Source organism: Maritimimonas rapanae, assembly GCF_057837205.1.
Window position 1 is genome coordinate 65,014 of record NZ_JBYQFI010000001.1, and the last position, 25,096, is coordinate 90,109.

Genomic DNA, 25,096 nt, shown 5'->3' on the forward strand with positions numbered 1-25,096 from the left:
AAGAATGAAATTTATTCTTTATATACTTTTTTCAATTTTTCTTATTTCTTGTTCTAGTGAGAAAAGAAAAACTATTACAATAGGGAATGATCCATACATTTTGGTTCTTGGAGTAGCTCAAGACGCAGGATATCCGCAAGTAGCCTGTCAGAAAGAATGTTGCAAACAGGTTTATCAAGACCAGAGAAAAAAAAGACTGGTTAGTTCAATTGCTTTAATTGATCCTGCCTCTAACACAAGTTGGGTTTTTGATGCTACACCTGATTTTACTGAACAAACAAGAATATTATCTAAGCATGTACATGATAAAAACCTACCCGATGGTATTTTTTTAACGCATGGCCACATAGGGCATTATACCGGATTAATGTACTTAGGTAGAGAGGCAATGAGTGCGAATGGAACGCCAATTTATGCTATGCCGAGAATGAAACAGTATTTATCAAATAATGGACCTTGGAATCAATTGGTGAAACTGAATAATATTGAATTAAAATCCATTAAAAGTGACTCTACAGTTGTACTCAATAAAAGAATTTCTGTCATTCCGATTCAAGTTCCTCATCGTGATGAATTTACTGAAACTGTAGGTTTTATAATTAATAACCAAAGTAAGAAGGCTTTGTTTGTGCCAGATATTGATAAATGGAGCAAATGGGATAGAAGTATTATTGATTATATTAAGGAAGTTGATATTGCTTTATTAGACGCTACATTTTTTAAGAATGGAGAGATCAATCGCGATATGGATGAAGTACCACATCCTTTTGTTGAAGAAAGCATGAGTTTATTTTTTGACCTATCAGAGAAAGATAAACAGAAAATTTATTTTATTCATTTCAATCATACAAATCCATTGTTAATAGATGGAAGCGAAGCTCAAAACAAGGTGCTCAAGAAAGGTTTTAATGTTGCAAAGCAAGAAATGATTATTTCTTTCTAAAGTAAATTACTATAGGTACACCATGAAAGTTGAATTCTTCACGCATTCTATTTTCTATGTACCGCTTGTATGGATCTTTTACATACTGAGGGAGGTTACAGAAAAAAGCAAATTGCGGCGTTGGCGTTGGTAATTGTGTGCAGAATTTAATCTTTACATATTTTCCTTTATAAGCCGGAGGTGGATTTTGCTTAATGACCTCTAACATAGTATCATTCAGCTTACTGGTAGAAATTCTATTAGTTCTGTTTTTATGAACTTCGACGGCTGTTTCTATAGCTTTAAAAAGCCGTTGCTTAGTAAGAGCCGAAATAAATAGAATTGGTACATCGGTAAAAGGCTCTATTTCTTTTATAATTTGAGCTTCAAATTCTTTAGCTGTTCGATTGTCTTTTTCTACTAAATCCCACTTATTGACAAGAATAACAATTCCTTTTTTATTCTTTTCGGCAAGCCAAAAGATGTTTTGATCTTGTCCTTCAAAACCTCGAGTTGCATCTAGTACTAAAATAGCGACATCACAATGTTCAATGGCACGCACAGAACGCATTACAGAATAGAATTCTAAATCCTCCTTCACTTTAGATTTTCTTCTAATTCCTGCTGTGTCTACCAAATTGAATTCAAATCCAAAACGATTGTATTTTGTATCTATAGAATCACGTGTTGTTCCAGCTATATCTGTAACGATATAACGATCTTCACCAATAAGGGCATTTATAAAAGAAGATTTTCCAGCATTGGGTCTACCCACTACTGCAAACCGAGGTAATTCATCTGTAGTTTCTTCTTCCTTTTCTGGTAATGCTTCTACTAAGGCATCTAGTAATTCACCTGTCCCGCTACCATTGATACTAGCGATGGTATAATATTCTCCTAATCCGAGAGAATAAAATTCAACAGCATCATTATTACGTTTGCTATTATCAACTTTATTCACGGCTAAAAAAACAGGTTTTTTTGCTTTGCGAAGTAATTGAGCAACTTCTACATCCATTCCGGTAACTCCAGCTTCAACATCGACCATAAAAACAATAGCATCAGATTCATCGATAGCTAGTTCTACTTGTTTGTCGATTTCGGCTTCAAAAATATCATCAGAACCCACAACATAACCGCCTGTATCTATTAAGGTAAATTCTTTGCCATTCCATTCAGATTTACCATAATGACGATCACGAGTAACACCACTTACAGCATCAACAATAGCCTCACGACGTTGAATTAAACGGTTAAAAAAAGTGGATTTACCAACATTAGGTCTTCCGACAATTGCAACGATGTTTCCCATATTAGTTTTATTGGCTGCAAAGATAACTTATTAGCAATAGATTTTATAAATTTAGTATCCTTAAAATAAGATGAAAAACCTTATGGATAGTCAGACATTAGATAATCAGTTAAACAAAATTCTATTAAAGCCTCGCTTCACATTTCAGCACAAGGAAGCTAAGGATGAAATTCTGAAAAAATTTAAAGAAGCTTTTCAATTAAGATCATCTAACTTTCGAGGAAAAGTTATAGGAGACCATATAGTTATTGATGTACCTAAAGAGGATGAACATTTTTGGTCACCGCAATTACAAATTGAAATTGAACACAATGACGATATTACAGCAACTATTAAAGGATTATTTGGGCCCAAACCTACGTTATGGACTTTATTTATGTTTATCCATTTTGGTGTAGCATTAGCTTTTGCAATTTTTGTAACGATGCTATATGCCAATTGGAGTCTAAAGCAAGATTATACTTTTCCTTTAATAATGACTATAGCGATGCCAATTCTATGGATATTATTTTATGTTTTTGGAAGGTTAGGTAAAAAGAAAGGATATGATCAGATGATTGAACTGGATAATTTTATGAAAGAAGTTTTGGATAACTGATTAAAAATAGATGCTCATTTCTTTTTGCAAATCAAGAGCTTTCTCTTGTGCTTTTTCTGCAAAATCTTTTCCGTTTGAAGCATAGATAATTCCTCGTGAAGAGTTGATTAATAACCCTATATCATCATTGAGCCCAAATTTACAAATAGCTGAAAGTTTTCCACCTTGAGCTCCGACTCCAGGAACTAATAAAAAATGATTAGGTACTATTTTTCTAATTTCAACAAAATATTCAGGGCGAGTGGCGCCAACAACATACATTAACTGGTCTGAATTTTTCCACTCTAATGATTTTCTTAGCACTTTTTTATACAACTGTTCACTTTCGGTATGAAGTGTTTGAAAATCCAATCCACCAATATTAGAAGTTAAAGCTAGCATAATGGTGAATTTATCATCAAAAGCTAAAAAAGGTTCAACAGAATCGCTTCCCATATATGGAGCTACTGTAATAGAATCAAAATTTAAATCATCGAAAAAAGCTTTAGCGTAGCGAGTAGAAGTATTGCCAATATCTCCACGTTTGGCATCTGCAATTGTAAAAATTTCAGGATGATTTTCATTTAAATAATTAATGGTTTTCTGTAACGATTGCCATCCTTTAATGCCATAGGCCTCGTAAAAAGCTATGTTAGGTTTATAGGCAACAGCTAGATGATGAGTAGCATCGATTAATTGTTTATTAAATTCAAAAATTGGATCATTATTTTCTAATAAATACTGTGGAATTTTCTCGAGATCTACATCTAAACCAATGCATAAAAACGATTGTTTTTTTCTGATCTCCTCAACTAGTTGTTGTTTGGTCATGCCAAAAAATTAAGGTTGGGCAAAGGTACTAAAATTACCTATATTTGATTCTCAAATAATACTCCTTGTTCGGTTATATTTTAAATAAATTTTTCTACGGAATTTTAACACTTTTCGGAGTTGTAACTGTTATCTTTTTTTTATTTAATGTGCTCCCAGGCGATCCAGCAAGAATGATGCTTGATCAAAGAGAAGATAGTGAGCAGCTATTAGCAATTAAAAAGAAATATGGTTTTGATAAACCAGTATTAACCCAATACTTATATTATTTGAATGACCTATCTCCGATTTCTATACATAGCAAGAGTGAAGGTAATTATACAGATTTAAAAGAAGGAAAATATTCTTTTGTAAAACTATTCTCTACAGCTAACAAAACTATAGTGTTAAAAAAGCCCTACCTAAGAGAGTCATTTCAAAAAAACGGGAAAAGTGTTGCTCAAGTTATAGCAGAAACATTACCTAACACAGCGGTATTAGCAGTTTCAGCAATTACTATTGCTATTTTAATTGGTGTCTTTTTTGGGATTTTATCAGCAATTTTTAAGGATACTTTTTTCGACCGTATTATATCAGTAATAAGTACGTTAGGTATGAGCGTTCCATCCTTTTTTTCTGCAATTATTTTTGCATGGTTGTTCGGATTTGTATTACATAAATACACCAATTTAAATATGACCGGGAGTTTGTATGAAGTAGACGATTTTGGAGAAGGTAAATATATTGTTTGGAAAAATCTTTTGCTACCTGCTATAGTTTTAGGAATTCGTCCGCTAGCGGTTGTCATCCAGTTAATGCGAAACTCTTTATTAGAAGTGATGAACCAAGATTATATTAGAACTGCTAAAGCGAAAGGATTGTCGATGTATAAAATAATTAGAAGGCATGCATTAAAAAATGCTATGAATCCTGTAGTAACTGCCGTTTCTGGATGGTTTGCATCATTGTTAGCAGGTGCTGTATTTGTAGAATATATATTTAATTGGAATGGATTAGGTAAAGAAATAGTAAACGCATTAAATACTTTAGATTTACCCATTATTATGGGAAGTGTATTGGTTATAGCCGCTATGTTTATTATTATCAATATTTTCGTAGATGTCATTTACGGATGGTTAGACCCTCGAATAAGATTAAAATAAAATTTATGAGAAAAAATATTGTAGCAGGTAATTGGAAAATGAATTTAAACAAGGATGAATCCTTGAATTTAGTGAATGAAATAAGTAATAGTTTAGAAAGTATTTCCGATAACACAGCTATTATTGTGTCTGTTCCATTTGTGAATCTGACAGCTGTTGTTGATTCAAATACTAGAGATAAAAAAATTCAAGTAGCTGCTCAAAACATGCACTTTGCTGAAAGTGGCGCTTATACAGGCGAGATTTCTGCAGAAATGCTTAAGAATATAGGTGTAGATACAGTTATTTTAGGGCATTCTGAACGTAGAGAATATTTTAAGGAAGATTCACAATTGTTGACTAGAAAAGTTGAGCAAGCTTTGCAGCACAAAATGAAAGTTATCTTTTGTTTTGGTGAAAAGTTGGAAGATCGTCAATTAGAAAAACATTTTTATGTGGTTAAAGAGCAATTAAAAGATGCTTTATTTCATTTAAAAGAAATTGATTGGGATTCTATTATTCTTGCCTACGAACCAGTTTGGGCTATAGGAACCGGCGAGACAGCAACGCCAGAACAAGCGCAAGAAATGCATGCATTTATTAGAGGATTAATTGAAGATCACTACGATAATGATATTTCAGATCGTGTTTCTATACTGTATGGTGGTAGTGTAAAACCATCAAATGCTAAAGAAATATTTTCTAAACAAGATGTAGATGGAGGTTTAATTGGCGGAGCATCCTTAAAAGCAGAAGACTTTTTAGCGATTATAAACGCAATTTAATGTCCGATTATATTGCATATAATTTTATTGTTTCTCCTAAAGAGCCAGCTACTGAAATTTTAATAGCAGAATTAGGAAATGCAGGTTTTGAAAGTTTTGTAGAAAATGAAAATGGCGCTACGGCTTATATTCAAAAAGCAAAACATAAAGACACCATTTTAGCTGATATTTTTGTGCTTAAGAATGACGAATTCCAGATTTCTTATACCAAGGAAAAAATTGTACAGGTAAATTGGAATAGCGAATGGGAAAAGAATTTTAATCCAATTCAAGTTGATAATTTAGTAAGTATTCGAGCTCCTTTTCATGAGAATCCTAATCTACAATATGATATTGTTATAGAACCAAAAATGAGTTTTGGAACAGGTCACCATGAGACAACTCATATGATGGTACAGCATTTATTAGATTTAGATTTAAAGAATAAAAAAGTATTAGATATGGGATGTGGCACAGGTATTTTAGCAATTTTTGCTGAGATGAAAGGAGCCAATTCAGTAGATGCAATAGATATTGATGAATGGTGTTATGAAAACTCTCTAGAAAACTGTAAAAGAAATAATTGTCTATCAATTTCAGTGTATCAAGGTGATGCATCATTGCTTATCAATAAAAAATGCGATGTTATTATTGCTAATATTAATCGTAATATTTTACTAAACGATATAAAAATATATGCTAATTGCTTAAGTGATAAAGGCATCTTGTTATTAAGTGGCTTTTATCAAGAAGATATTCCTATTATAGATAAAGAAGTATCAAAATATAATTTAAAACTCGATAAAATAATTGAGAGAAATAATTGGGTAGCTCTAAAATACTTTGCTTACATCTAGTGGTTTACCATGAATTTTAAAATTCATGGTTTTCGTTATTGTTTCTATTAAATACAACTTCTATATTCGTAGTGTATCTGTATTATTCAATGTTAAATCGCAAGTCTATTGACAGACGGATTTCAATTATTCTTTAAAAGTAAAAAGAGACGTATCAAAAATGCGCCTCTTTTTTTATTTCAAACGATTTATTATTTTTGTTAAAATGTTTTCAGTATGAGTACTAAAGAAAAAATACAAGAAGATGTTGATGTACTTGAACAAGAAGTAAATCAACATGAAATAGTTTTGTTTAATGACGATGTGCATACTTTTGATTTTGTTATTGATTCTTTAATAGATGTTTGTGATCATACTCCAGAACAAGCCGAACAATGTACTTACTTAGTTCATTATAAAGGTAAGTGCGCTGTTAAAACTGGTGAATACGATGAGTTAAAACCGCGTTGCACTCGTTTGTTAAACCTTGGTTTGTCTGCCGAAATCGTTTGAAATGAATCGTAACAATTTTTGATACAGCTAGAGAAGTTTGATGATGAATTACACCTGACCGATAAAAAGCAAATAGAGATTTAAACAGGTGAAATACGACTTTTCTCTAAAAATCTATTTTTAGGTTAGTAAAAATTCTTCCTTTCAATTATTAATAATTTAATAAAAAAGCACAAATTTTATTGATTTCTCATTAATATCTTATAATCAGCATTTTATATTAAGCATATTTTAAAAAGTTTTCAAAAATGAGTAGCTTTGCACTCGTTAATAAAACCAAATATTTAAAGTATGGCATTTGATATAGAAATGATAAAGAACGTCTATAAAACCATGGGCGATCGAATAAATAAAGCAAGAGAACTTACTGGTAAACCTCTAACTTTGGCAGAGAAGATTTTGTATTCTCATCTTACCGAGGGTATGCCGACACAGATTTTTGAAAGAGGTAAATCGTATGTAGATTTTGCGCCAGATAGAATTGCATGTCAAGATGCTACAGCACAAATGGCTTTATTGCAATTTATGCAAGCTGGTAAGAAGAAAGTTGCAGTGCCTACAACCGTACATTGTGATCACTTAATTCAGGCTAAGATTGGTGCTAAAACAGATTTACAAAATGCTTTAAATACAAGTAATGAGGTTTTTAATTTCTTAGAATCAGTTTCAAATAAATATGGTATAGGTTTCTGGAAGCCGGGTGCAGGTATTATTCATCAAGTGGTATTAGAAAATTATGCTTTCCCTGGAGGGATGATGATTGGTACTGATTCTCATACTGTAAATGCAGGTGGATTAGGAATGGTAGCTATTGGTGTTGGTGGTGCTGATGCTGTAGATGTAATGGCAGGTATGCCTTGGGAGTTAAAGTTTCCTAAATTAATTGGTGTTCGTTTAACAGGAAAACTTTCAGGTTGGACAGCGCCTAAAGATGTAATACTAAAAGTAGCAGAGATTTTAACTGTAAAAGGAGGAACAGGTGCAATTGTAGAATATTTTGGTCCTGGTGCTACTGCTATGTCTTGTACAGGTAAAGGTACCATTTGTAATATGGGTGCAGAAATTGGAGCTACTACTTCTACATTTGGTTATGATGAGTCTATGGAGCGCTATTTACGTGCAACAGAAAGAACAGATATAGCTAATGCTGCTAACGAAGTGAAAGAACATTTAACAGGAGACGCAGAAGTATATGCTAACCCTGAACAATATTTTGATCAAGTAATTGATATTAATTTATCTGAATTAGGACCATTGTTAAATGGGCCTTTTACGCCAGATCTATCTACTGAAGTAGGAAAGGATATGACAGAAAAGGCAACAGCAAACGAATGGCCTTTAGATGTTGAATGGGGTTTAATAGGATCATGTACAAACTCTTCGTATGAAGATTTATCTCGTGCTTCATCAATTGCGCAACAAGCTTTAGACAAAGGCATAAAAATGAAATCAGAGTTAGGTATAAATCCTGGTTCTGAACAAGTTCGTTATACTGCAGAACGCGATGGTATTTTAGAAGTTTTTGAAAACTTAAATGCAAAGATATTTACTAATGCATGTGGACCATGTATTGGACAATGGGGTAGGTACGAAGACCCTAAAAATGCTCCTAAAAATAGTATAGTTCATTCGTTCAATAGAAATTTTGCTAAGCGTGCAGACGGTAATCCAAATACCCATGCGTTTGTTGCCTCTCCTGAATTAACAGCAGCCATAGCACTTGCTGGTCGCTTAGACTTTAATCCTATTACTGATGCACTTGTAGCTGAAAATGGAGAAAAAATAATGTTAGATGAACCAACAGGATGGGAATTACCTCCAAAAGGATTTGATGTAGATGATAATGGTTATCTAGCTCCTGAAGCTGATGGTAGTCATGTTCAAATTAATGTGAGTCCAGATTCTGAACGTCTTGAGTTATTAACTCCTTTTGAGCCAATTGGCGATGAAGTTGTTGGAGCGAAGCTATTGATTAAAGCTTTCGGTAAATGTACAACAGATCATATATCTATGGCTGGCCCTTGGTTGCGTTATAGAGGGCATTTAGATAACATCTCTAATAATTGTTTAATTGGGGCTGTAAATGCTTATAATAAGCAAACAAACTTTGTTAAAAACCAATTAACAGGTGAATACGGAGGAGTGCCAGATACGCAAAGAGCATATAAAGCCGCTGGTGTACCTACTATAGTAGTTGGTGATCATAACTACGGAGAAGGGTCTTCTCGTGAGCATGCAGCTATGGAACCGCGTCATCTAGGTGTAGTTGCCGTTTTGGTAAAATCATTCGCTAGAATCCATGAAACTAACCTTAAAAAGCAAGGTATGTTAGGATTAACTTTTGCAAACGAAGCGGATTATGATAAAATACAAGAAGACGATACGTTTGATTTTGTAGATATTAAAGATTTTGCTCCAGGTAAACCATTAACTATCCTTGTAAAACACGCTGATGGATCAGAAGATACTATTTTGGCGAATCATACTTATAATGATGGTCAAATAGAATGGTTTAATCATGGGTCAGCATTAAATTTGATTAAGAAAGAAAATGCAGCTTAAGATTTAAGTAAAGAAAGTATATAACAAAAAAACTCCTGAGAAATCAGGAGTTTTTTAATGGCTTGTAGGGTGAAACGTTTATTAAGCAAGCTTAGTTTCGGCTTCAATAATTTTACCATCAATAATGTTTAGCTTTTTACCTGCTGGTAATCTAACGATCTTACCTTTGTACGAAAAGCTTACTTCGCCTTCTTTACAAAGAATTTCAAATGAGTTAGCACGCTGTTTAACGCTAAACTTAGTGCCTACTAAATCGTTGATAGTACCAGACCAGGTTACTACTTCGAATGGAGCTGAACCTTCTTTAATATCAAAGTCGGCTTCTCCTACCAGATTTACTACTCTGTTCTTTTTAAAATTCGATTTTTTATATCGAATTTGAGATGTGTTATTTAGTGCTACTAAAGAAGCATCAGGTAATTTTATAGTTGCTTCGTTTTGGGCTGTTTTAATGGTTTTCATATTATCATAAAACGGACCATAATAAATTGCTAAACCAACAACAAAAATAGCTGCTATTTGTAGTGCTGGTCTTAATCTTTGAAATAAAGATATTGTTTCTGTTTGGGTTGTTTCTTGGTTGGTTGACATTCTCTTTTTGGTTATAATTGCGTTTAGCTTATTATATTCGGCGTTTACATCAAAAGAATTGTCTTTAAAAAGTTTAGCACCATCAGATATACGACTATAAGAGTCATATTCGGGTAACTTTTTAAAAGCTTCCATTTCTGCATCGTTAAGCTCGTTACTTAACCATTTTTGTATTAAATTCTCCTTTTCCATATTTTAATTCTATACTAATAGAACAACTAAAAGGTTTTTTTTCCTACCTAAATATAAATATTTTTTATTAGCTGTTGTATTCGGTTTGATTATATAACAACTAATATATTATTTTTCCTAACCTATATACCGTCTATTTCTTGTCTCAGCTTTTCTAAAGCACCATATATACGTTTTTCTACTGCCTTTCTAGAGATGCCAAGTATCTCAGCAATTTCTTTATGCCTTTTTCCTTCAGTTCTATTCATTAAAAAGGCTACACGTTGTGCTTCAGATAATTTAGCTAATGCCCGCTCATACTTTTGCATAAATTCTGATTCTTCTAAAACGTACTCTGGATCTTCGTGTGTGTAATTCTTCGGTTTAGTCTGCTGATGTCTTAATACCACCTTTTGATGCTTCACTTCATTAAGCATCATATTATTGGCTGTAGTAAATAAAAATGATTTTACCTTTTCTGGAGTTACTTTCTTACAATTATCCCAAAGTTTAATAAAAGCTTCTTGAACTTTATCTTTGGGATTTAAGTTTTCACCATATTTATATCTCAGAAAGTTAAAAAGATCAGTAGAATGACTTTGAAACATCTTAGAGAAAACATGTTCTTCACAAACACTAGTATCAAGTGTCTTAATCATTGTTTTTGAGTTTGGTTTATTAGGGTCGTGTTGATTTCGAATTTTTATTAATTATATATTAATGTATTATATTAACTTGAATTCTGCATCTATAAACTACAATTGTAGGTGTTTTATTGCCCAGAATTAAACAAAATTTAACTACAGTTTTATTTCATTCAACCAACATTTTAGATTTCAAAGATCTAAAAGAACGGAAATATTCAAGCACCTTATTTTTTATTTCTTATTTAAAAATTAAAATTTAATAAAATTTAATATATTGATTATGAGATAGTTAAAATTTAATTTAAAATATCTTTAGTTTTTAGGTAGGAACTTTTTAGGCTTCATTGTTTAATTAGTGAAAGTTGCAAATAACACTTTCGAAAACATTAAAACTAACATATAATTAGTTGAAGTTCTTTAAAAGATTCGTAAATAATAAGTGAAACATAAAGTAAACTTAGAATTAAGTCCCTAAAAAGAAACATTTATTAGAAAATTTAAAATCTTTAGAACTGAAAAAATATAGAAAGCATTAAAATAGTTTCTGTTAGTTTCATTTTGATGAAAGGGAAAGTTGCTGTGAATTAGAAGACAAGCTGTCTTATGTAAAGTAGTAAAGTAGTAAAGCCGTAAGGCAGTTTGTCTAAAATTCGAACATAGTGTTTGAATTTGTTGTCGAAAATTTTTTCCTTTCTCCCCGAAGTAGGATTAATAAGAAAAATAATTCCAATTCATGATAAGTAAAAAGGCTCGTACCGATATGGTATGAGCCTTTTTGTTTTTAGTGACCGCGATAGGATTCAAACCTATAACCTTCTGAGCCGTAATCAGATGCGCTATTCAGTTGCGCCACGCGGCCAATTTTGGGTTGCAAATATATTTCTTTTCTAAACAATAGAAAAATGAAACTACTATATTTTTAGTTGCTTATTTTAAGGCATTTTTAGTTATAAATGCCCTCCAACCTATTATAGCTAATTGTAGTTTAGAGGCTTTGGCAATATCTAACCTTTTTTTAGTAAAACTTGGTAATATAACTTTATTGAGTTTGGCTATTAATTTGAATAGAGTTTTTTTCATACTACAAAAGTAATAAAGAAAAGCTCTTGATAAAATCAAGAGCTCAGGGTTAGTTGATTTGGATTGATTAACTTTTCTTTTTCATGATATGATATTGAGTAGCATGATAGGGTTTTTTAATAGTTATTGAAATTAGATTAAGCTTAGGGCTATTTCAATAATGATAATAATAAATAAAATCATAAATGTTTAATGGTTTAAATTGTTAATTTTTTAGTGTTTTAGAATTAATTCTTTTTCAATATGTAAACTTTCCAAAACCTAGTCACATAAAAAATTAAAAATCTATAGAATTGCCTATCAAATTTCAATAAATAATGATTTATAAAACCACAGGTATAATCATCAGGTTCTGATATTAGTAATATTTTGTTACTATTAAGTGTATTTTTAGTTATAAAATGTAATAATTGAGGTAGTTTTTTTAGTGATTTTTGAAGAAACTTCTTAAAAAGCGTCTTTTTTAAGCATGTTTTTTAGCGTTTCGTTCATTACAAGCGTTTTTTAGCTGAACTTTTATTTAATAAAAAGCCTCATTACTTTTTACATAATGAGGCCAAACTTGAATGAAACAATTAGGTTAGTTTTTCTTCTTTTTTACTTCTTTCTTTATTTCGATAGTTTTTATTTTGTCTTTATCCATTTTCTTAAACTCCTCTTTAGTCATTTTCTTGCCATTTACAATATAAGTGGTCTTAGTATTAGCATCATCATCACTATCGTCAATAATAAATAAGTCATCATTATCCCCTCCTTTAGAGCGTCTTATTTTAATAACTTCTTTTTTAGTTTCATTACCATCGTCATCAATTTCAACAATAATTTCTTTTTTCTTACTGATTTTTTTATGCTTTCCGTCTTTACTGGTCCAGACATGCACAGAATGATCATCATCTGAATCAATATCTATATGTACATCTTCAGTATGACCTTTAGAATGTTTTCTTTTAATAATTTTTTTGCCATCATAATTTGAAACGTGATATTCATATCTAGATCCATGCGTAGAACCGATTGATAAACTATTATTTTCACTGTCGAAAGAGATACTAATAGGTTTAATTGCCTTGTCATTATCTGCGGCATAGGATGCTGCAGCTTTACCATTAGTGGCTTTTGCATCTATTTTAATAGCTGTGATTTCATCATTACTATTACGCTTAACATCTGTAAATTTTATTTTTAAACCCTTTTCTTCAAATTTATTCTTTATTTTATTTAGGTCTTCTTCTGTGGCTTTTTTAGAGATTAATAATTCTAAAATTTCAGACTTAATCTCAATAATTTCACTTTCATCATTTGAGCTTTGTGCTATAGTTTTTGTGTTAAACGATAGTATAAATGCAATCAATAATGGTAATGTTAAAGCAAATTTCCATTGACTTTTACTTGTCGATCTTTCTTTTTGTAACATAAGTATTCGTTTTTTTAATAGTGAATTGTAAAAATTGTTTGTTAACGCTAACTGATAATTTGGTGAACTTGTTTTAAGAAGTAATTGCTGGTAACTTTTTTTGCAACTAATTTTTAATTGAGTAATGTCATCAGTTATAAATTCTAAGTTTTGAAGAGCTTCTTTTTTGAATAACCACATAAAAGGATTAAACCATTGAATGATAGTTAATAATTGTATTGCAATTGTATCAATAGAATGTAATTGCTTTGCATGAATTTTCTCGTGAATAATAATTTGCTCTAATTCTCTTTTTTTAAATTGGTTTGGGTTATAAACCACAATATTAAAAAATGAAAAGGGAGAAATGGTGTCGTTAGTTTCAATAATATAGTGCCCATCTTGTTTTTTCCATTTATGTTTTAAGATTAACACTAATAAAGAAGTTAATTGCGCTAAAAATCTTATCAATAATATGGCAATTCCAATTAAGTAAATGTACAATAGTATTTGAGTAAGATCGATTGAAGGCGCAACCTGAGATAAGGATGCTTGATTAACATTTGAACTATTCAAAACGGATAAGCTCGAAATTAATTCAGGCTTAACTTGAACGTAATTCGGGATTGTTATGAAAGGTAAAACAATAGCAAGAGTTATTCCTGAGAGGAAGAACCATCTAATTGAATTAAAATAGGTTTCTTTTCTTAAGAAAATTTTATAAATCGAATAAAAAATTATAACAATAGCGGCCGATTTTAATAAATATTCCATAGTTAATTATTCTTTTTTTCAATTAAATCAATAATGTCTTTTAGCTCTTCAACGCTTATTTTTTCTTCTTTGGCGAAAAAGGAAACAACATTTTTATAAGAATTTTCAAAGTAATTATTAATTGTCTTATTCATAAAAACTTTTCTATAATCTTCTTTAGAAATAGTAGGGTAATATTGATGGGTCTTGCCAAAAGCATTATGCTTTATATAACCTTTAGCTTCCATATTTCTAATAATGGTAGATATGGTATTGTAGTGCGGTTTAGGATTTGGTAAAGCATCAATTATTTCTTTTACAAAAGCCTTGTTTAACCTCCATAAGACCTGTAAAATTTCTTCTTCTTTATTTGTTAATTTTTCCATTCTTAATTTATATGCACAAACTTAACTATTTTTATAGTTATAAAACTAAAAACATAGTTATTTAACTAAAATTTATGATTTAATGTCCTGAATTTAGGTTTCATAAATTAAAATCTATATTTGCCAAAATTTACTTGATGAGTATTGTTTACATTATAATTGGGCTCGTATTATTGGTTTTGGGAGGTAATTGGTTGTTGAAATCTGCTGTTGGTTTATCGTTGCAATTAAATATTCCAAAAATTGTAATTGGTATGACAGTTGTTTCGTTTGCGACTTCAGCTCCAGAGCTTATAGTTAGTGTTAATTCTGCTCTTGAGGGAGCAACTGGGATAGCGGTAGGTAATGTAATCGGTTCAAACATAGCTAATTTAGGGCTAGTTTTAGGTGTTGTTTTACTACTTGGCAGTATGGATATCCAGAAAAGTTTTTATAAAACGGACTGGCCAGTTATGATGATAGCCTCAATAATGTTCTACTTTTTTATTACCAATGATCTTGTCTTGCAAAGATACGAAGGGGTAATTCTATTTTCAACGTTGATAGTCTTTTTAATTTATTTACTTCGTTTTCAGAAACCCGCTGTAGTTGATGAAATGCCCGAGGATGATGAATTATTGCCTAATTATAAAATAGTTCTTTTTTTAGTAATAGGTGGCATAGGCTTGTGGGGAGGATCGGAATTGTTAATTAAAGGATCGGTAACCTTAGCTAAAAACTTAGGTGTTAGTGATGCGATTATTGGAGTTACTGTGGTTTCTATTGGTACTAGTGTGCCGGAATTAGCTGCTTCTATTATAGCTGTTATCAAAAAAGAAAAAGCAATTTCATTAGGGAATCTAATAGGCTCTAATATGTTTAATATTTTAGCAGTTTTAGGTATAACTTCAATGATTACTCCAGTAGAAGTTAAACCTGAAGATTTAAGTTTACTAAACAATGATATTTATTGGATGTTAGCTATATCTTTTATTATTTTTCCACTAGTTTTTTTTCCAAGAGGTATGCGACTTAATTGGAAAGATGGCATTGTATTATTAGGTGCTTATGTGATATTTTTGTATTTAACAATTTCAGTATAAAATTTTTCACCCCCCCTTATTTTATAAGTAATTAGTCATTAATATATAAATAATATTTATTATACCCCTATTTTTTAGGGGTATATTTTTGAAAAAGATATTTTTTATTACATTTGCACAGTAAAACAAAAATAAATTTAAATGTCAGCAATTAGATTTAATGCATTACAGGAAACACTGCGTCGTGAGCCTGTAAAAGTTACCGAAAATGGTCGTCGATCAGAAAGTTTTGGCGAAAATGTATTTAATGAGCATGCCATGCGTCAATATATGACTAAAGAAGCACACCAAAGTGTAATGGATGCTATTGAGTTTGGAAAAAGAATAAACAGAAAAATAGCCGATCAAGTTGCAGCTGGTATGAAAGACTGGGCATTGGCTAAAGGAGCTACACATTATACACACTGGTTTCAACCATTAACTGGAGCAACAGCAGAAAAACATGATGCGTTTTTTGAGCCTATCGGAAACGGTAGGGCTATGGAAAAATTTGGTGGAGGTCAATTAGTTCAGCAAGAACCAGACGCTTCTAGTTTCCCTAATGGAGGTATTAGAAATACTTTTGAAGCGCGGGGTTATACTGCTTGGGATCCGACATCCCCTGCATTTATTTTTGGAACAACTTTATGTATTCCTACGGTATTTGTAGCATATACAGGAGAAGCGTTAGATAATAAGGCTCCTTTATTAAGAGCATTACAGGCTATAGATCATGCAGCAACAGATGTTTGTAAATACTTTGATAAGAATGTTACGAAGGTAAATGCATCATTAGGCTGGGAACAAGAATACTTTTTAATAGATTCTGCATTAGCAGATTCAAGACCAGATATTACCCTTACGGGAAGAACTCTATTAGGACATTCTCCTGCTAAAGGACAACAATTAGATGATCATTATTTCGGATCTATTCCAAGTAGAGTAATGAGTTATATGCGTGATTTGGAGCAAGAGTGTATGTTGTTGGGGATTCCTGTAAAAACAAGACATAACGAAGTTGCACCAAATCAATTTGAGTTAGCACCAATTTATGAAGAAGCGAATTTAGCGGTAGATCATAATTCACTTCTAATGGACGTGATGGAAAAGATAGCGCAGCGTCATAAGTTTAAAGTATTATTTCACGAAAAACCATTTGCAGGAATTAATGGTTCTGGTAAACACAACAACTGGTCGTTAGCAACAAATACTGGGATTAATTTATTAAGTCCAGGTAAAACACCTATGACGAATTTACAATTCTTAACCTTTTTTGTTAATACCATTAAGGCTGTTAATGATAACGAAGAGTTAATTAGAGCTGCTATAGCTAGTGCAAGTAACGATCATCGTCTAGGAGCAAATGAAGCACCCCCAGCTATTATATCTGTTTTTATAGGTTCTCAATTGTCAGCTGTTTTAGACGAGTTAGAAAATGTAACAAAAGGGAAATTATCTCCTGAAGAAAAAACAGATTTAAAACTGAATATTGTAGGTAAAATTCCAGAAATATTATTAGATAATACAGATAGAAATCGTACTTCTCCATTTGCTTTTACAGGAAACAAATTTGAATTAAGAGCTGTGGGTTCTTGGTCTAACTGTGCAGGACCAATGACGGTATTAAATACTATTATGGCTAAGCAGCTTAAAGAATTTAAAAAAGAAGTAGATGCTTTAATTGAAAGTAAAAGTCTAAAGAAAGATGAGGCTATTTTTAATGTATTAAGAGAGTACATTAAAGCTTCTAAGAAGATTCGTTTTGAAGGTAATGGCTATGGTCAAGAATGGGAAAAAGAAGCTAAAAAGCGAGGTTTAAGTAATAATAAAACAACACCAGATGCTTTAAAAGCTAAAATTTCTAAGAAAGCAATAGCTCTTTATGAAGAAATGGATGTGATGAGTAAAGTTGAAGTTGAAGCTCGCCATGAAATTGAACTTGAAGAATACACAATGCGTATTCAAATAGAAGGCCGTGTATTAGGCGATATTGCTCGTAATCATGTGATACCAACAGCAGTTCGTTACCAGAATACACTAATAGAAAATGTTAGTGGATTAAAAGATATTTTTGGGAGCAGTTTCAAAAAATATGCAAAAGAGCAGATAGATTTAATTGAACAAATTTCACATCACATTGCTGGGATTAATTCCAAGATTAATGAAATGATTGAAGCTCGAAAAAAATCAAATAAATTAGAAGGACAAAAAGCAGCAGATGCATATTGTAATAAAGTGAAGCCATATTTTGAAGAAATTAGATATCACTGTGATAAACTTGAAATTATGGTTGATGATGATCTTTGGCCATTAACTAAATACAGAGAATTATTATTTACTAGATAAGTATATAAATCCCACGAAAGTGGGATTTTTTTATAAGATAATGGAGGTAATTAGAACCAATTCAAAACATAAAGATTTCATTTCGCTTGTTAAAGAACTAGACGCTTATTTAAGTGTTATAAATGGAGACTCAGATGACTATTTCAAACAATTCAATAAACTTGATGATTTGAACAATGTTGTTTTAGTTTATAGTAAAAATGTAGTAGTTGGGTGTGGAGCATTTAAAGAATATGATAAAACCTCTGTTGAGATAAAAAGAATGTTTGTAAAACCAAATGTTAGAAGAAAAGGAGTCGCCAAAATAATATTAAAAGAACTAGAAACTTGGACAAAAGAAGTAGGTTTTTCTAAATGCGTTTTAGAGACTGCGAAAGATATGAAACCAGCAGTCAAATTTTACAAGAAGAGTATGTATTCTATTATACCAAATTATGGTCAATATAAAAATATTGAAAGCAGTATATGCTTTGTAAAAATGCTCGATTAAATTGAGCATCAGCCAAAGTTTTATTTTTCTTACTTTTAGACTTCACAAAAACAATTAACTTAAAATGAAAAAATTACTACTTCTTTTACTAGTATTCTCTTGCTTTTATGTTCAAGGTCAAAATGCCAAAATAGATAAAATGATTGACGATGTTGAATCAAAAGTTATTGAATGGCGCAGAGATTTTCATCAAAATCCAGAATTATCAAATAGAGAATTTAAAACTGCTGAAAAAATCGCAATATATTTAAAAAGTTTAGGGTTAGAGGTTCAAACAGGTATAGCGCATACAGGTGTTGTAGGAATTCTAAAAGGAGGTAAACCTGGGCCGGTGGTAGCATTGAGAGCAGATATAGATGGGCTTCCCGTAACCGAACGTACACCAATACCTTTTGCTTCCAAAGTTAAAAGTGTTTATAATGGTATCGAAACTGGAGTAATGCATGCATGTGGACATGACACTCATATTGCAATTTTAATGGGTACTGCAGAAGTGCTTACTAAAATGAAAAAAGATTTAAAAGGTACAGTTAAGTTTATATTTCAGCCAGCCGAAGAAGGAACACCACCAGGTGAAGAAGGTGGTGCAGAATTAATGGTAAAAGAAGGTGTTCTTAAAGCACCAGATGTAGATGCTATTTTTGGGTTGCATATAAGTGCCGGAACAACAGTAGGGAATATTACCTATAAACCGGCAGGTATCATGGCTGCTTCACAACGTTTTGTGATTAAGGTAAAAGGTAAACAGACACATGGTTCGCGCCCTTGGGGAGGTATAGATCCTGTTGTGATCTCTGCTCAAATTATCAATGGCTTACAAACTATTGTAAGTAGAGATACAGAGTTAACTAAAGAGGCTGCAGTGATTTCTGTAGGATTGATTCGTGGAGGTGTGCGTAATAATATTATCCCTGAAGAGGTAGAAATGATAGGTACTATTAGAACTTTAGATTACGACATGCAGAAAAAGTTAAATGCTGAGATGAAAAAACGAGTGCCTGCAATTGCTAAAGCATTTGGTGGTGATGCTACTATAGAATTAGAAGGCGGATATCCTATTACATACAATGATATTAAATTAACAGCTAAAATGTTACCCTCGCTTCAAAATGCTGCAGGTAAAGACAAAGTGCATTTAATCAATGCAATTACTGGGGCCGAAGACTTTTCTTATTTTCAAAAAGAGGTTCCAGGATTATATTTTTTCCTTGGCGGGAAGCCAGCAGATGTAAAAGAAGAAGATGCAGCTTCGCATCATACTCCTGATTTTTTTATTGATGAGAGCGGTTTAAAATTAGGCGTTAAAGCATTTATTAATTTAACTTTAGATTATATGAATAGTGCAGGAAAATAATTTTTAATTTCTATTAGAATTAGTTTCTTTGTACAATTATAAAATCAATTAAAAGAATGGGATTTTTTAGCAAAAAACCTGAATTTGGAGACGTAAAGTCTTATTTAGATAAGGAGGCAGTAGTACTAGATGTACGTACTCAAGAAGAATATGATGATGGGCATGTAGATGGTTCAAAGCATATACAGCTTGATTTTTTACCAGATTATGTAGACGAAATAAAAGCATGGAATAAACCGGTAATTACTTGTTGCCGTAGTGGAGCGAGAAGCGGTAGAGCTGAAGAATTTCTAGCAGATCAAGGTATAGATGTCATAAATGGAGGTCCATGGCAAAATGTAGATCAGTTTATTAACTGATCTTAGCTATTTAAAATTTATAAATGGAAATACTTTTTGAAGTGTTTCCATTTTTTGTTTAAGTAAGTTTAAGAATTGCTGGTGTTGTTCTGAATTCTCATTAAAAGGCTTATGTGTTAGTCCTTTTTGGATCGACTCAACTTCTTGCATAGTATCTTGAGCTTTTTTAGAAATCCAAACAGATTTAAATTTTTCCCAAATGTAACTTATAGCGGTTTTGTTTGGATGAATCATATCTTCATCATAGAAACGATAATCGCGCAATTCATCCATCATAATTTCATAGCTAGGGAAGTAATAAGTATTTTCTTTAGGTTTAATAACTTGATGAATTGCAGATAATAGATGTGCCTTACTTTGATTGTTTTCTATAAATCCATCCTTTAAATGACGAACAGGACTAACAGTAAATATTATAGATACTTTAGGATTTTCTGTTTTTAATAGCGAAATAATGGCTTCTAAACTTTCAATAACTTCATCAACTGATAAAATTTCTTTTGAAAATTTTTTCTGAGGCACTTTGTGACAATTGGCAGCGATAGAACCAGTATCAACCTGTCTATAAATCCAGGCTGTACCTAGCGTTATAATGATGTGAGTTGAATTATGAATTTGTTGATTTGATAAATGTAGAGCAGTATTTAAATTACTTAATAATTGTTCTTTTTTAGGGTTACTAAGCTTAGAATGCGCATCAAAACAATGCCATTGTTCATTTAAAAAAAAGATATCATTTTCGGTATATGTGGTTCTATTTATGGCATTTTTAACTAGATTCTCAATAGCTTTCGAATGAAACAGAATACCTAATGGATTTACTATATTTTGAAATTTATAATATGATAATTTGCTTCCAATATTTTCTGTAAAACACGACCCTAACAATAATAATTTAGAATTATAATCAATTTGATTATGTTGTTGAGGTTCTAACTGAATATTGGTTTGGAATTGCATCTTTATTAATTAAGATACTCCTTAGCTTTCTTTAAAGCTTCTTTAATTCCATCAGGATTTTTACCACCTGCGGTTGCATAAAATGGTTGCCCACCACCACCACCATGAATTAATTTACCTAGTTCACGAACTATTTTTCCTGCATTAAGAGTATCGCTTACAATGTTTTTAGAAACAAAAGCTGTTAGCATTGCTTTATCATCATTTTTTGTACCAGCAATAAAGAATAAATCTTGAATTTCACTACCCAATTGAAAAGCAATATCTTTAATAGCTCCTTGGTCTAAGGATACTTCGGAAGCAATAAAATTAATACCATTTATAGTTTCAACCTTACTTTTTAAATCATCTTTTAATGAAGAGGCTTTGTCTTTCATTAAAGATTCGAGCTGCTTTTTTAGCTTGGTGTTTTCGTCTTGTAGTGCTTTTACAGACTCAACAGGATTTGTAGCATTTTTAAATAGGTCTTTAATCTCATATAAAGCACGATTGTTCTCAAAATAATAGTCTTTAACAGCATCAGAAGTAATAGCTTCAATTCTACGGATACCAGCAGCTACGGCACCTTCTGATCTGATTTTAAAATGCCAAATATCACCAGTGTTCTGTACATGTGTACCACCGCATAATTCAACAGATTTACCAAAACGGATTGTTCTCACCGTGTCACCGTATTTTTCGCCAAATAATGCCATAGCACCTTCTTTTTTGGCAGATTCCATAGTTGTACTACGATTTTCTTGCAAAGACAATTTATTGTTGATACGTGCATTTACAAAATTCTCTACATCTCTTAATTCTTCTAAAGTTAATTTAGAGAAATGTGAAAAATCGAAGCGTAGATATTTAGAATGAACTGCTGAACCTTTTTGCTCTACATGAGTTCCTAAAATTTCACGTAAAGCTTGATGTAATAAATGCGTTGCTGTATGGTTACAAGCCGTTCTAAAACGCTGCTTTTCATCAACGATTACTTTAAATGTGTCGCTTATGTTTTTAGGTAAATTCTCTGTAAAGTGAATAATGAGGTTGTTTTCTTTTTTGGTATCAAGAATATAAATAACATCACCTGTTGGTGTTTCTAAATAACCTTTGTCACCAACCTGACCACCACCTTCTGGATAAAATGGTGTTAAGTTGAATACCAACTGATACATATCTCCATCTTTTTTAGAAGAGACTTTTCTATATCTTGTTATTTTAACATTGGCTTCTAAAGTATCGTAACCTATAAATTCTTCTTCAAGATCATCAATTAAAACATTCCAATCATCAGTTTCAACCACCGAAGCAGCTCTAGAACGATTTTTCTGTTTCTCTAGTTCTTGATTAAATTCTTCTTCATTAAAGGACAACCCTTTTTCAGAAAGAATTAAAGCTGTTAGATCCTTAGGGAAGCCGAATGTATCATATAATTCAAATGCTTTTATACCTGATATTGTATCTGAATTAGATGCTTTGATTATTCCGTCAAGTAATATTAAACCTTGTTCTAATGTCTTTAAAAAAGAATGTTCTTCTTCTTTTATTACGTTTGTAATTAGTTGTCGCTCAGATTTTAATTCAGTAAAGACATCACCTAATTGTTTTGATAGAACCTGAACTAACTTAAAAATAAATGGTTCTTTTTGATTTAAGAATGTAAATCCGTAGCGAATAGCTCTACGCAAAATTCTTCGAATTACATAGCCAGCTCCATTATTAGAAGGTAATTGGCCGTCTGCAATTGCAAAAGCAACTGCACGAACATGATCGGCTACAACTCGAATAGCTACATCGACTTTTTCATCTTTCCCATATTCGGTTTGAGATATGGTTTCAACTTCTCTAATTAACGGTGTAAAAACATCGGTGTCATAATTTGAGTTCACATTTTGTAAAACCATACACAGACGTTCGAAGCCCATACCAGTATCTATATGTTTTGCAGGTAATTCTTCTAATGAACCATTAGCTTTACGATTGTATTGCATAAAAACCAAGTTCCAAATCTCAACTACCAAAGGATGGTCTTTATTCACAAGATCTTTACCCGATATTTTAGCTTTCTCTTCATCAGAGCGAATATCTACATGAATTTCTGAACAAGGTCCACAAGGTCCTTGATCACCCATTTCCCAAAAATTATCCTTTTTATCGCCCATTAAAATTCGATCTTCTGGAATTATATTTTTCCATAAATCATAAGCCTCTTGGTCCATTGGTAGGTTGTCATTATCAGTACTCCCTTCAAAGACAGAAACATATAACATGTCTTTGTCTATGGTATAGACTTTAGTTAGTAGTTCCCAAGCCCAAGCAATAGCTTCTTTTTTAAAATAATCACCAAAACTCCAATTACCCAACATTTCGAACATTGTATGATGATAGGTATCATAACCAACTTCTTCAAGATCATTATGTTTACCAGAAACACGTAAACACTTTTGAGTATCTGCAATTCTATTATTTTTTGGTAAAGCATTTCCTAAAAAATATTCTTTAAAAGGAGCCATTCCAGAATTGGTAAACATCAAAGTAGGATCGTTCTTTAGCACCATAGGCGCAGACGGAACAATATCATGTTGTTTAGATTGAAAGAAGTCTAAAAACTTAGAGCGTATCTCTTGCGATGTCATAAAATGTTAATTAAAAGCTAAATGAATTGCTTGTTTTTATGGTTGCGAAACATTTTGTAAATTTGTTCGTTTGGCAACTGAATTAAGGGCGTTGTGCAGCCTTTATCTAAGTGCAAAAATAGTACAAATTCACATTATGGCGAAGGTAAAATATTATTACGATTCTGAAACCCTATCGTATAGAAAAATAGAGCTAAGAAAAAGAGATAAGATAAAGCAAACATTAATCTTTTTGGCAAGCTCAATCTTATTTGCCTTACTAATAACTTTTATTTCATTTCAATTTGTAGAATCACCTAAACAGAAAGCCCAAAAACGTGAATTAGATAATATGAAATTACGTTATGAGCTATTAGATAAGAAAATGACACAAGCTCAAAAGGTGTTAGAAGGTGTTCAACAACGTGATAATGATATCTACAGAATGTATTTTGAGGTAAACCCGATACCAGATGAACAACGATTAGCTGGTTTTGGTGGTGTAAATCGATATAAATCTTTAGAAGGGTTTGAAAATTCTGATATGATTGTTGATGCAACTAAGAATATGGATATTCTGGCTAAACAGCTATATATTCAATCAAAATCATTGGATGAGATCATTAATTTAGCTGAAGACAAAGAAAAACTATTAGCGTCTATTCCAGCAATACAACCCATAAAAAAAGAGGATCTAACTAGAATGGCTTCAGGTTTTGGATGGAGATCCGATCCGTTTACCAAAGCAAGGAAGATGCATAACGGTATGGATTTCACTTCCCCGAAAGGAACTCCTATTTATGCAACTGGTAATGGTATTATAAAAAGAGCAGATAATGGCGCGTCAGGTTTTGGAAATCATATACGGATAGATCATGGTTTTGGTTATATTACACTATACGCACATTTATCTAAGTATAATGTAAGAAAAGGTCAGCGTGTAAAACGAGGTGATCTAATAGGTTTTGTTGGCAGTACTGGGCGGTCTATGGCACCACATTTACATTACGAAGTTCATAAAGATGGTAAACCAATAAACCCTATAAATTTCTATTACGGAAATTTAACGCCAGAAGAATTTAAAGAGATGTTAAAAACGGCTTCACAAGAAAATCAATCATTCGATTAATGCATATAAACTTACCAGACAAAAGATATTATAAAATTGGCGAAGTAGCCAAGGCATTTAATGTAAATGCATCTTTAATACGTTTTTGGGATAAAGAGTTCGATGTTCTAAAACCAAAAAAAAATGCTAAGGGTAATCGTCTATTTACCTCTGAGGACATTAAAAATTTACAAATGATTTATCATTTGGTAAAAGAAAAAGGGTTTACGCTGGATGGAGCAAGAAATAAACTAAAACAAAATCCAGAAAAAATTAAAGAAAATCATTCTATTATTGCTAGATTAGAAGCAATAAAAAGTGAATTGACACAAATTAAAAATCAATTATAATCAACATTAAAA

The 25,096-nt window shown here is 31.8% G+C and carries 22 protein-coding genes and 1 tRNA gene; 14 read left to right on the forward strand and 9 right to left on the reverse strand.

Annotated elements, in window-relative coordinates:
* Positions 1-4 precede the first annotated feature (4 nt).
* Positions 5-943: an MBL fold metallo-hydrolase gene (locus AC3IF2_RS00305; RefSeq protein ID WP_489165007.1), complete on the forward strand. Its 939-nt coding sequence runs from the start codon at positions 5-7 to the stop codon at positions 941-943.
* Here AC3IF2_RS00305 and der read toward each other — a convergent pair.
* Positions 930-2,234, reverse strand: a complete 1,305-nt coding sequence (der, locus tag AC3IF2_RS00310; RefSeq protein ID WP_489165008.1) for a ribosome biogenesis GTPase Der — start codon at positions 2,232-2,234, stop codon at positions 930-932. The genes AC3IF2_RS00305 and der overlap by 14 nt on opposite strands.
* A 70-nt stretch (positions 2,235-2,304) precedes the next feature.
* On the opposite strand from der, the gene AC3IF2_RS00315 reads away from it, so the two are divergent.
* On the forward strand, positions 2,305-2,832 hold the full coding sequence (locus AC3IF2_RS00315) for a GTP-binding protein (protein WP_489165009.1): 528 nt from the start codon (positions 2,305-2,307) through the stop codon (positions 2,830-2,832).
* On the opposite strand, the gene pyrF is transcribed toward AC3IF2_RS00315, so the two are convergent.
* Positions 2,833-3,642, reverse strand: a complete 810-nt coding sequence (gene pyrF / locus AC3IF2_RS00320) for an orotidine-5'-phosphate decarboxylase (protein WP_489165010.1) — start codon at positions 3,640-3,642, stop codon at positions 2,833-2,835.
* Positions 3,643-3,707: 65 nt separating this feature from the next.
* Here pyrF and AC3IF2_RS00325 point away from each other — a divergent pair, with 65 nt between their 5' ends.
* The 5 genes from AC3IF2_RS00325 (at position 3,708) to AC3IF2_RS00345 (ending at position 9,438) form a co-directional block, all read left to right on the forward strand.
* Positions 3,708-4,784: an ABC transporter permease gene (locus AC3IF2_RS00325; protein WP_489165012.1), complete on the forward strand. Its 1,077-nt coding sequence runs from the start codon at positions 3,708-3,710 to the stop codon at positions 4,782-4,784.
* Between the two features lie 5 nt (positions 4,785-4,789).
* Complete coding sequence (tpiA, locus tag AC3IF2_RS00330) at positions 4,790-5,548, forward strand: triose-phosphate isomerase (RefSeq protein WP_489165014.1); 759 nt, start codon at positions 4,790-4,792, stop codon at positions 5,546-5,548.
* Positions 5,548-6,384: a 50S ribosomal protein L11 methyltransferase gene (gene prmA, locus AC3IF2_RS00335; RefSeq protein ID WP_489165015.1), complete on the forward strand. Its 837-nt coding sequence runs from the start codon at positions 5,548-5,550 to the stop codon at positions 6,382-6,384. Before tpiA ends, prmA begins: the two co-directional genes overlap by 1 nt.
* Positions 6,385-6,600: 216 nt before the next feature.
* Positions 6,601-6,876 carry an ATP-dependent Clp protease adaptor ClpS gene (locus tag AC3IF2_RS00340; protein ID WP_489165016.1) on the forward strand — a complete coding sequence of 92 codons (276 nt, stop codon included), beginning with the start codon at positions 6,601-6,603 and terminating at the stop codon, positions 6,874-6,876.
* Between the two features lie 291 nt (positions 6,877-7,167).
* The gene (locus tag AC3IF2_RS00345) at positions 7,168-9,438 is read left to right on the forward strand and encodes an aconitate hydratase (protein WP_489165017.1); all 2,271 of its coding nucleotides are present in this window, start codon (positions 7,168-7,170) and stop codon (positions 9,436-9,438) included.
* An 81-nt stretch (positions 9,439-9,519) separates the two neighbouring features.
* On the opposite strand, the gene AC3IF2_RS00350 is transcribed toward AC3IF2_RS00345, so the two are convergent.
* The 5 genes from AC3IF2_RS00350 to AC3IF2_RS00370 form a co-directional block, all read right to left on the reverse strand.
* Complete coding sequence (locus AC3IF2_RS00350; RefSeq protein ID WP_489165018.1) at positions 9,520-10,221, reverse strand: FecR family protein; 702 nt, start codon at positions 10,219-10,221, stop codon at positions 9,520-9,522.
* Between the two features lie 122 nt (positions 10,222-10,343).
* Positions 10,344-10,859: an RNA polymerase sigma factor gene (locus tag AC3IF2_RS00355; RefSeq protein ID WP_489165019.1), complete on the reverse strand. Its 516-nt coding sequence runs from the start codon at positions 10,857-10,859 to the stop codon at positions 10,344-10,346.
* 773 nt (positions 10,860-11,632) lie between these two features.
* Positions 11,633-11,706, reverse strand: a tRNA-Arg gene (locus AC3IF2_RS00360).
* Between the two features lie 801 nt (positions 11,707-12,507).
* Positions 12,508-14,094 (reverse strand): M56 family metallopeptidase, encoded by a 1,587-nt coding sequence (locus AC3IF2_RS00365; RefSeq protein ID WP_489165020.1) that lies wholly within the window; start codon positions 14,092-14,094, stop codon positions 12,508-12,510.
* A gap of 2 nt (positions 14,095-14,096) precedes the next feature.
* Complete coding sequence (locus AC3IF2_RS00370; protein ID WP_489165021.1) at positions 14,097-14,459, reverse strand: BlaI/MecI/CopY family transcriptional regulator; 363 nt, start codon at positions 14,457-14,459, stop codon at positions 14,097-14,099.
* A 137-nt stretch (positions 14,460-14,596) separates the two neighbouring features.
* Between AC3IF2_RS00370 and AC3IF2_RS00375 the strand changes: the two genes are divergently transcribed.
* The 5 genes from AC3IF2_RS00375 (at position 14,597) to AC3IF2_RS00395 (ending at position 20,069) form a co-directional block, all read left to right on the forward strand.
* Entirely contained in the window at positions 14,597-15,541 is a 945-nt protein-coding gene (locus tag AC3IF2_RS00375) for a calcium/sodium antiporter (RefSeq protein WP_489165022.1), read from the forward strand.
* 141 nt (positions 15,542-15,682) lie between these two features.
* Positions 15,683-17,866 (forward strand): glutamine synthetase III family protein, encoded by a 2,184-nt coding sequence (locus tag AC3IF2_RS00380; RefSeq protein ID WP_489165023.1) that lies wholly within the window; start codon positions 15,683-15,685, stop codon positions 17,864-17,866.
* A 19-nt stretch (positions 17,867-17,885) separates the two neighbouring features.
* Complete coding sequence (locus AC3IF2_RS00385; protein ID WP_489165024.1) at positions 17,886-18,356, forward strand: GNAT family N-acetyltransferase; 471 nt, start codon at positions 17,886-17,888, stop codon at positions 18,354-18,356.
* A 64-nt stretch (positions 18,357-18,420) separates the two neighbouring features.
* Positions 18,421-19,710, forward strand: coding sequence for an amidohydrolase (locus tag AC3IF2_RS00390; RefSeq protein WP_489165025.1), 1,290 nt, complete (start codon positions 18,421-18,423; stop codon positions 19,708-19,710).
* A 56-nt stretch (positions 19,711-19,766) separates the two neighbouring features.
* Positions 19,767-20,069 (forward strand): rhodanese-like domain-containing protein, encoded by a 303-nt coding sequence (locus AC3IF2_RS00395; protein WP_489165026.1) that lies wholly within the window; start codon positions 19,767-19,769, stop codon positions 20,067-20,069.
* A 6-nt stretch (positions 20,070-20,075) separates the two neighbouring features.
* On the opposite strand, the gene AC3IF2_RS00400 is transcribed toward AC3IF2_RS00395, so the two are convergent.
* Positions 20,076-21,029 carry a GSCFA domain-containing protein gene (locus AC3IF2_RS00400; protein WP_489165027.1) on the reverse strand — a complete coding sequence of 318 codons (954 nt, stop codon included), beginning with the start codon at positions 21,027-21,029 and terminating at the stop codon, positions 20,076-20,078.
* A gap of 5 nt (positions 21,030-21,034) precedes the next feature.
* The gene (alaS, locus tag AC3IF2_RS00405) at positions 21,035-23,647 is read right to left on the reverse strand and encodes an alanine--tRNA ligase (protein ID WP_489165028.1); all 2,613 of its coding nucleotides are present in this window, start codon (positions 23,645-23,647) and stop codon (positions 21,035-21,037) included.
* A gap of 136 nt (positions 23,648-23,783) precedes the next feature.
* Here alaS and AC3IF2_RS00410 point away from each other — a divergent pair, with 136 nt between their 5' ends.
* Complete coding sequence (locus AC3IF2_RS00410) at positions 23,784-24,755, forward strand: peptidoglycan DD-metalloendopeptidase family protein (RefSeq protein ID WP_489165029.1); 972 nt, start codon at positions 23,784-23,786, stop codon at positions 24,753-24,755.
* Positions 24,755-25,084 carry a MerR family transcriptional regulator gene (locus AC3IF2_RS00415; RefSeq protein WP_489165030.1) on the forward strand — a complete coding sequence of 110 codons (330 nt, stop codon included), beginning with the start codon at positions 24,755-24,757 and terminating at the stop codon, positions 25,082-25,084. The genes AC3IF2_RS00410 and AC3IF2_RS00415 overlap by 1 nt, the downstream gene beginning before the upstream one ends.
* Positions 25,085-25,096 lie beyond the last annotated feature (12 nt).

Coding starts and splice junctions, on each gene's coding strand:
- AC3IF2_RS00375 (WP_489165022.1), top strand. CDS start 14,597: ATGAGTATTGTTTACATTATAATTGGGCTCGTATTATTGGTTTTGGGA.
- AC3IF2_RS00355 (WP_489165019.1), bottom strand. CDS start 10,859: ATGATTAAGACACTTGATACTAGTGTTTGTGAAGAACATGTTTTCTCT.
- AC3IF2_RS00400 (WP_489165027.1), bottom strand. CDS start 21,029: ATGCAATTCCAAACCAATATTCAGTTAGAACCTCAACAACATAATCAA.
- AC3IF2_RS00370 (WP_489165021.1), bottom strand. CDS start 14,459: ATGGAAAAATTAACAAATAAAGAAGAAGAAATTTTACAGGTCTTATGG.
- pyrF (WP_489165010.1), bottom strand. CDS start 3,642: ATGACCAAACAACAACTAGTTGAGGAGATCAGAAAAAAACAATCGTTT.
- prmA (WP_489165015.1), top strand. CDS start 5,548: ATGTCCGATTATATTGCATATAATTTTATTGTTTCTCCTAAAGAGCCA.
- AC3IF2_RS00340 (WP_489165016.1), top strand. CDS start 6,601: ATGAGTACTAAAGAAAAAATACAAGAAGATGTTGATGTACTTGAACAA.
- AC3IF2_RS00410 (WP_489165029.1), top strand. CDS start 23,784: ATGGCGAAGGTAAAATATTATTACGATTCTGAAACCCTATCGTATAGA.
- AC3IF2_RS00305 (WP_489165007.1), top strand. CDS start 5: ATGAAATTTATTCTTTATATACTTTTTTCAATTTTTCTTATTTCTTGT.
- AC3IF2_RS00415 (WP_489165030.1), top strand. CDS start 24,755: ATGCATATAAACTTACCAGACAAAAGATATTATAAAATTGGCGAAGTA.
- der (WP_489165008.1), bottom strand. CDS start 2,234: ATGGGAAACATCGTTGCAATTGTCGGAAGACCTAATGTTGGTAAATCC.
- AC3IF2_RS00390 (WP_489165025.1), top strand. CDS start 18,421: ATGAAAAAATTACTACTTCTTTTACTAGTATTCTCTTGCTTTTATGTT.
- AC3IF2_RS00315 (WP_489165009.1), top strand. CDS start 2,305: ATGAAAAACCTTATGGATAGTCAGACATTAGATAATCAGTTAAACAAA.
- AC3IF2_RS00345 (WP_489165017.1), top strand. CDS start 7,168: ATGGCATTTGATATAGAAATGATAAAGAACGTCTATAAAACCATGGGC.
- alaS (WP_489165028.1), bottom strand. CDS start 23,647: ATGACATCGCAAGAGATACGCTCTAAGTTTTTAGACTTCTTTCAATCT.
- AC3IF2_RS00365 (WP_489165020.1), bottom strand. CDS start 14,094: ATGGAATATTTATTAAAATCGGCCGCTATTGTTATAATTTTTTATTCG.
- AC3IF2_RS00395 (WP_489165026.1), top strand. CDS start 19,767: ATGGGATTTTTTAGCAAAAAACCTGAATTTGGAGACGTAAAGTCTTAT.
- tpiA (WP_489165014.1), top strand. CDS start 4,790: ATGAGAAAAAATATTGTAGCAGGTAATTGGAAAATGAATTTAAACAAG.
- AC3IF2_RS00350 (WP_489165018.1), bottom strand. CDS start 10,221: ATGGAAAAGGAGAATTTAATACAAAAATGGTTAAGTAACGAGCTTAAC.
- AC3IF2_RS00380 (WP_489165023.1), top strand. CDS start 15,683: ATGTCAGCAATTAGATTTAATGCATTACAGGAAACACTGCGTCGTGAG.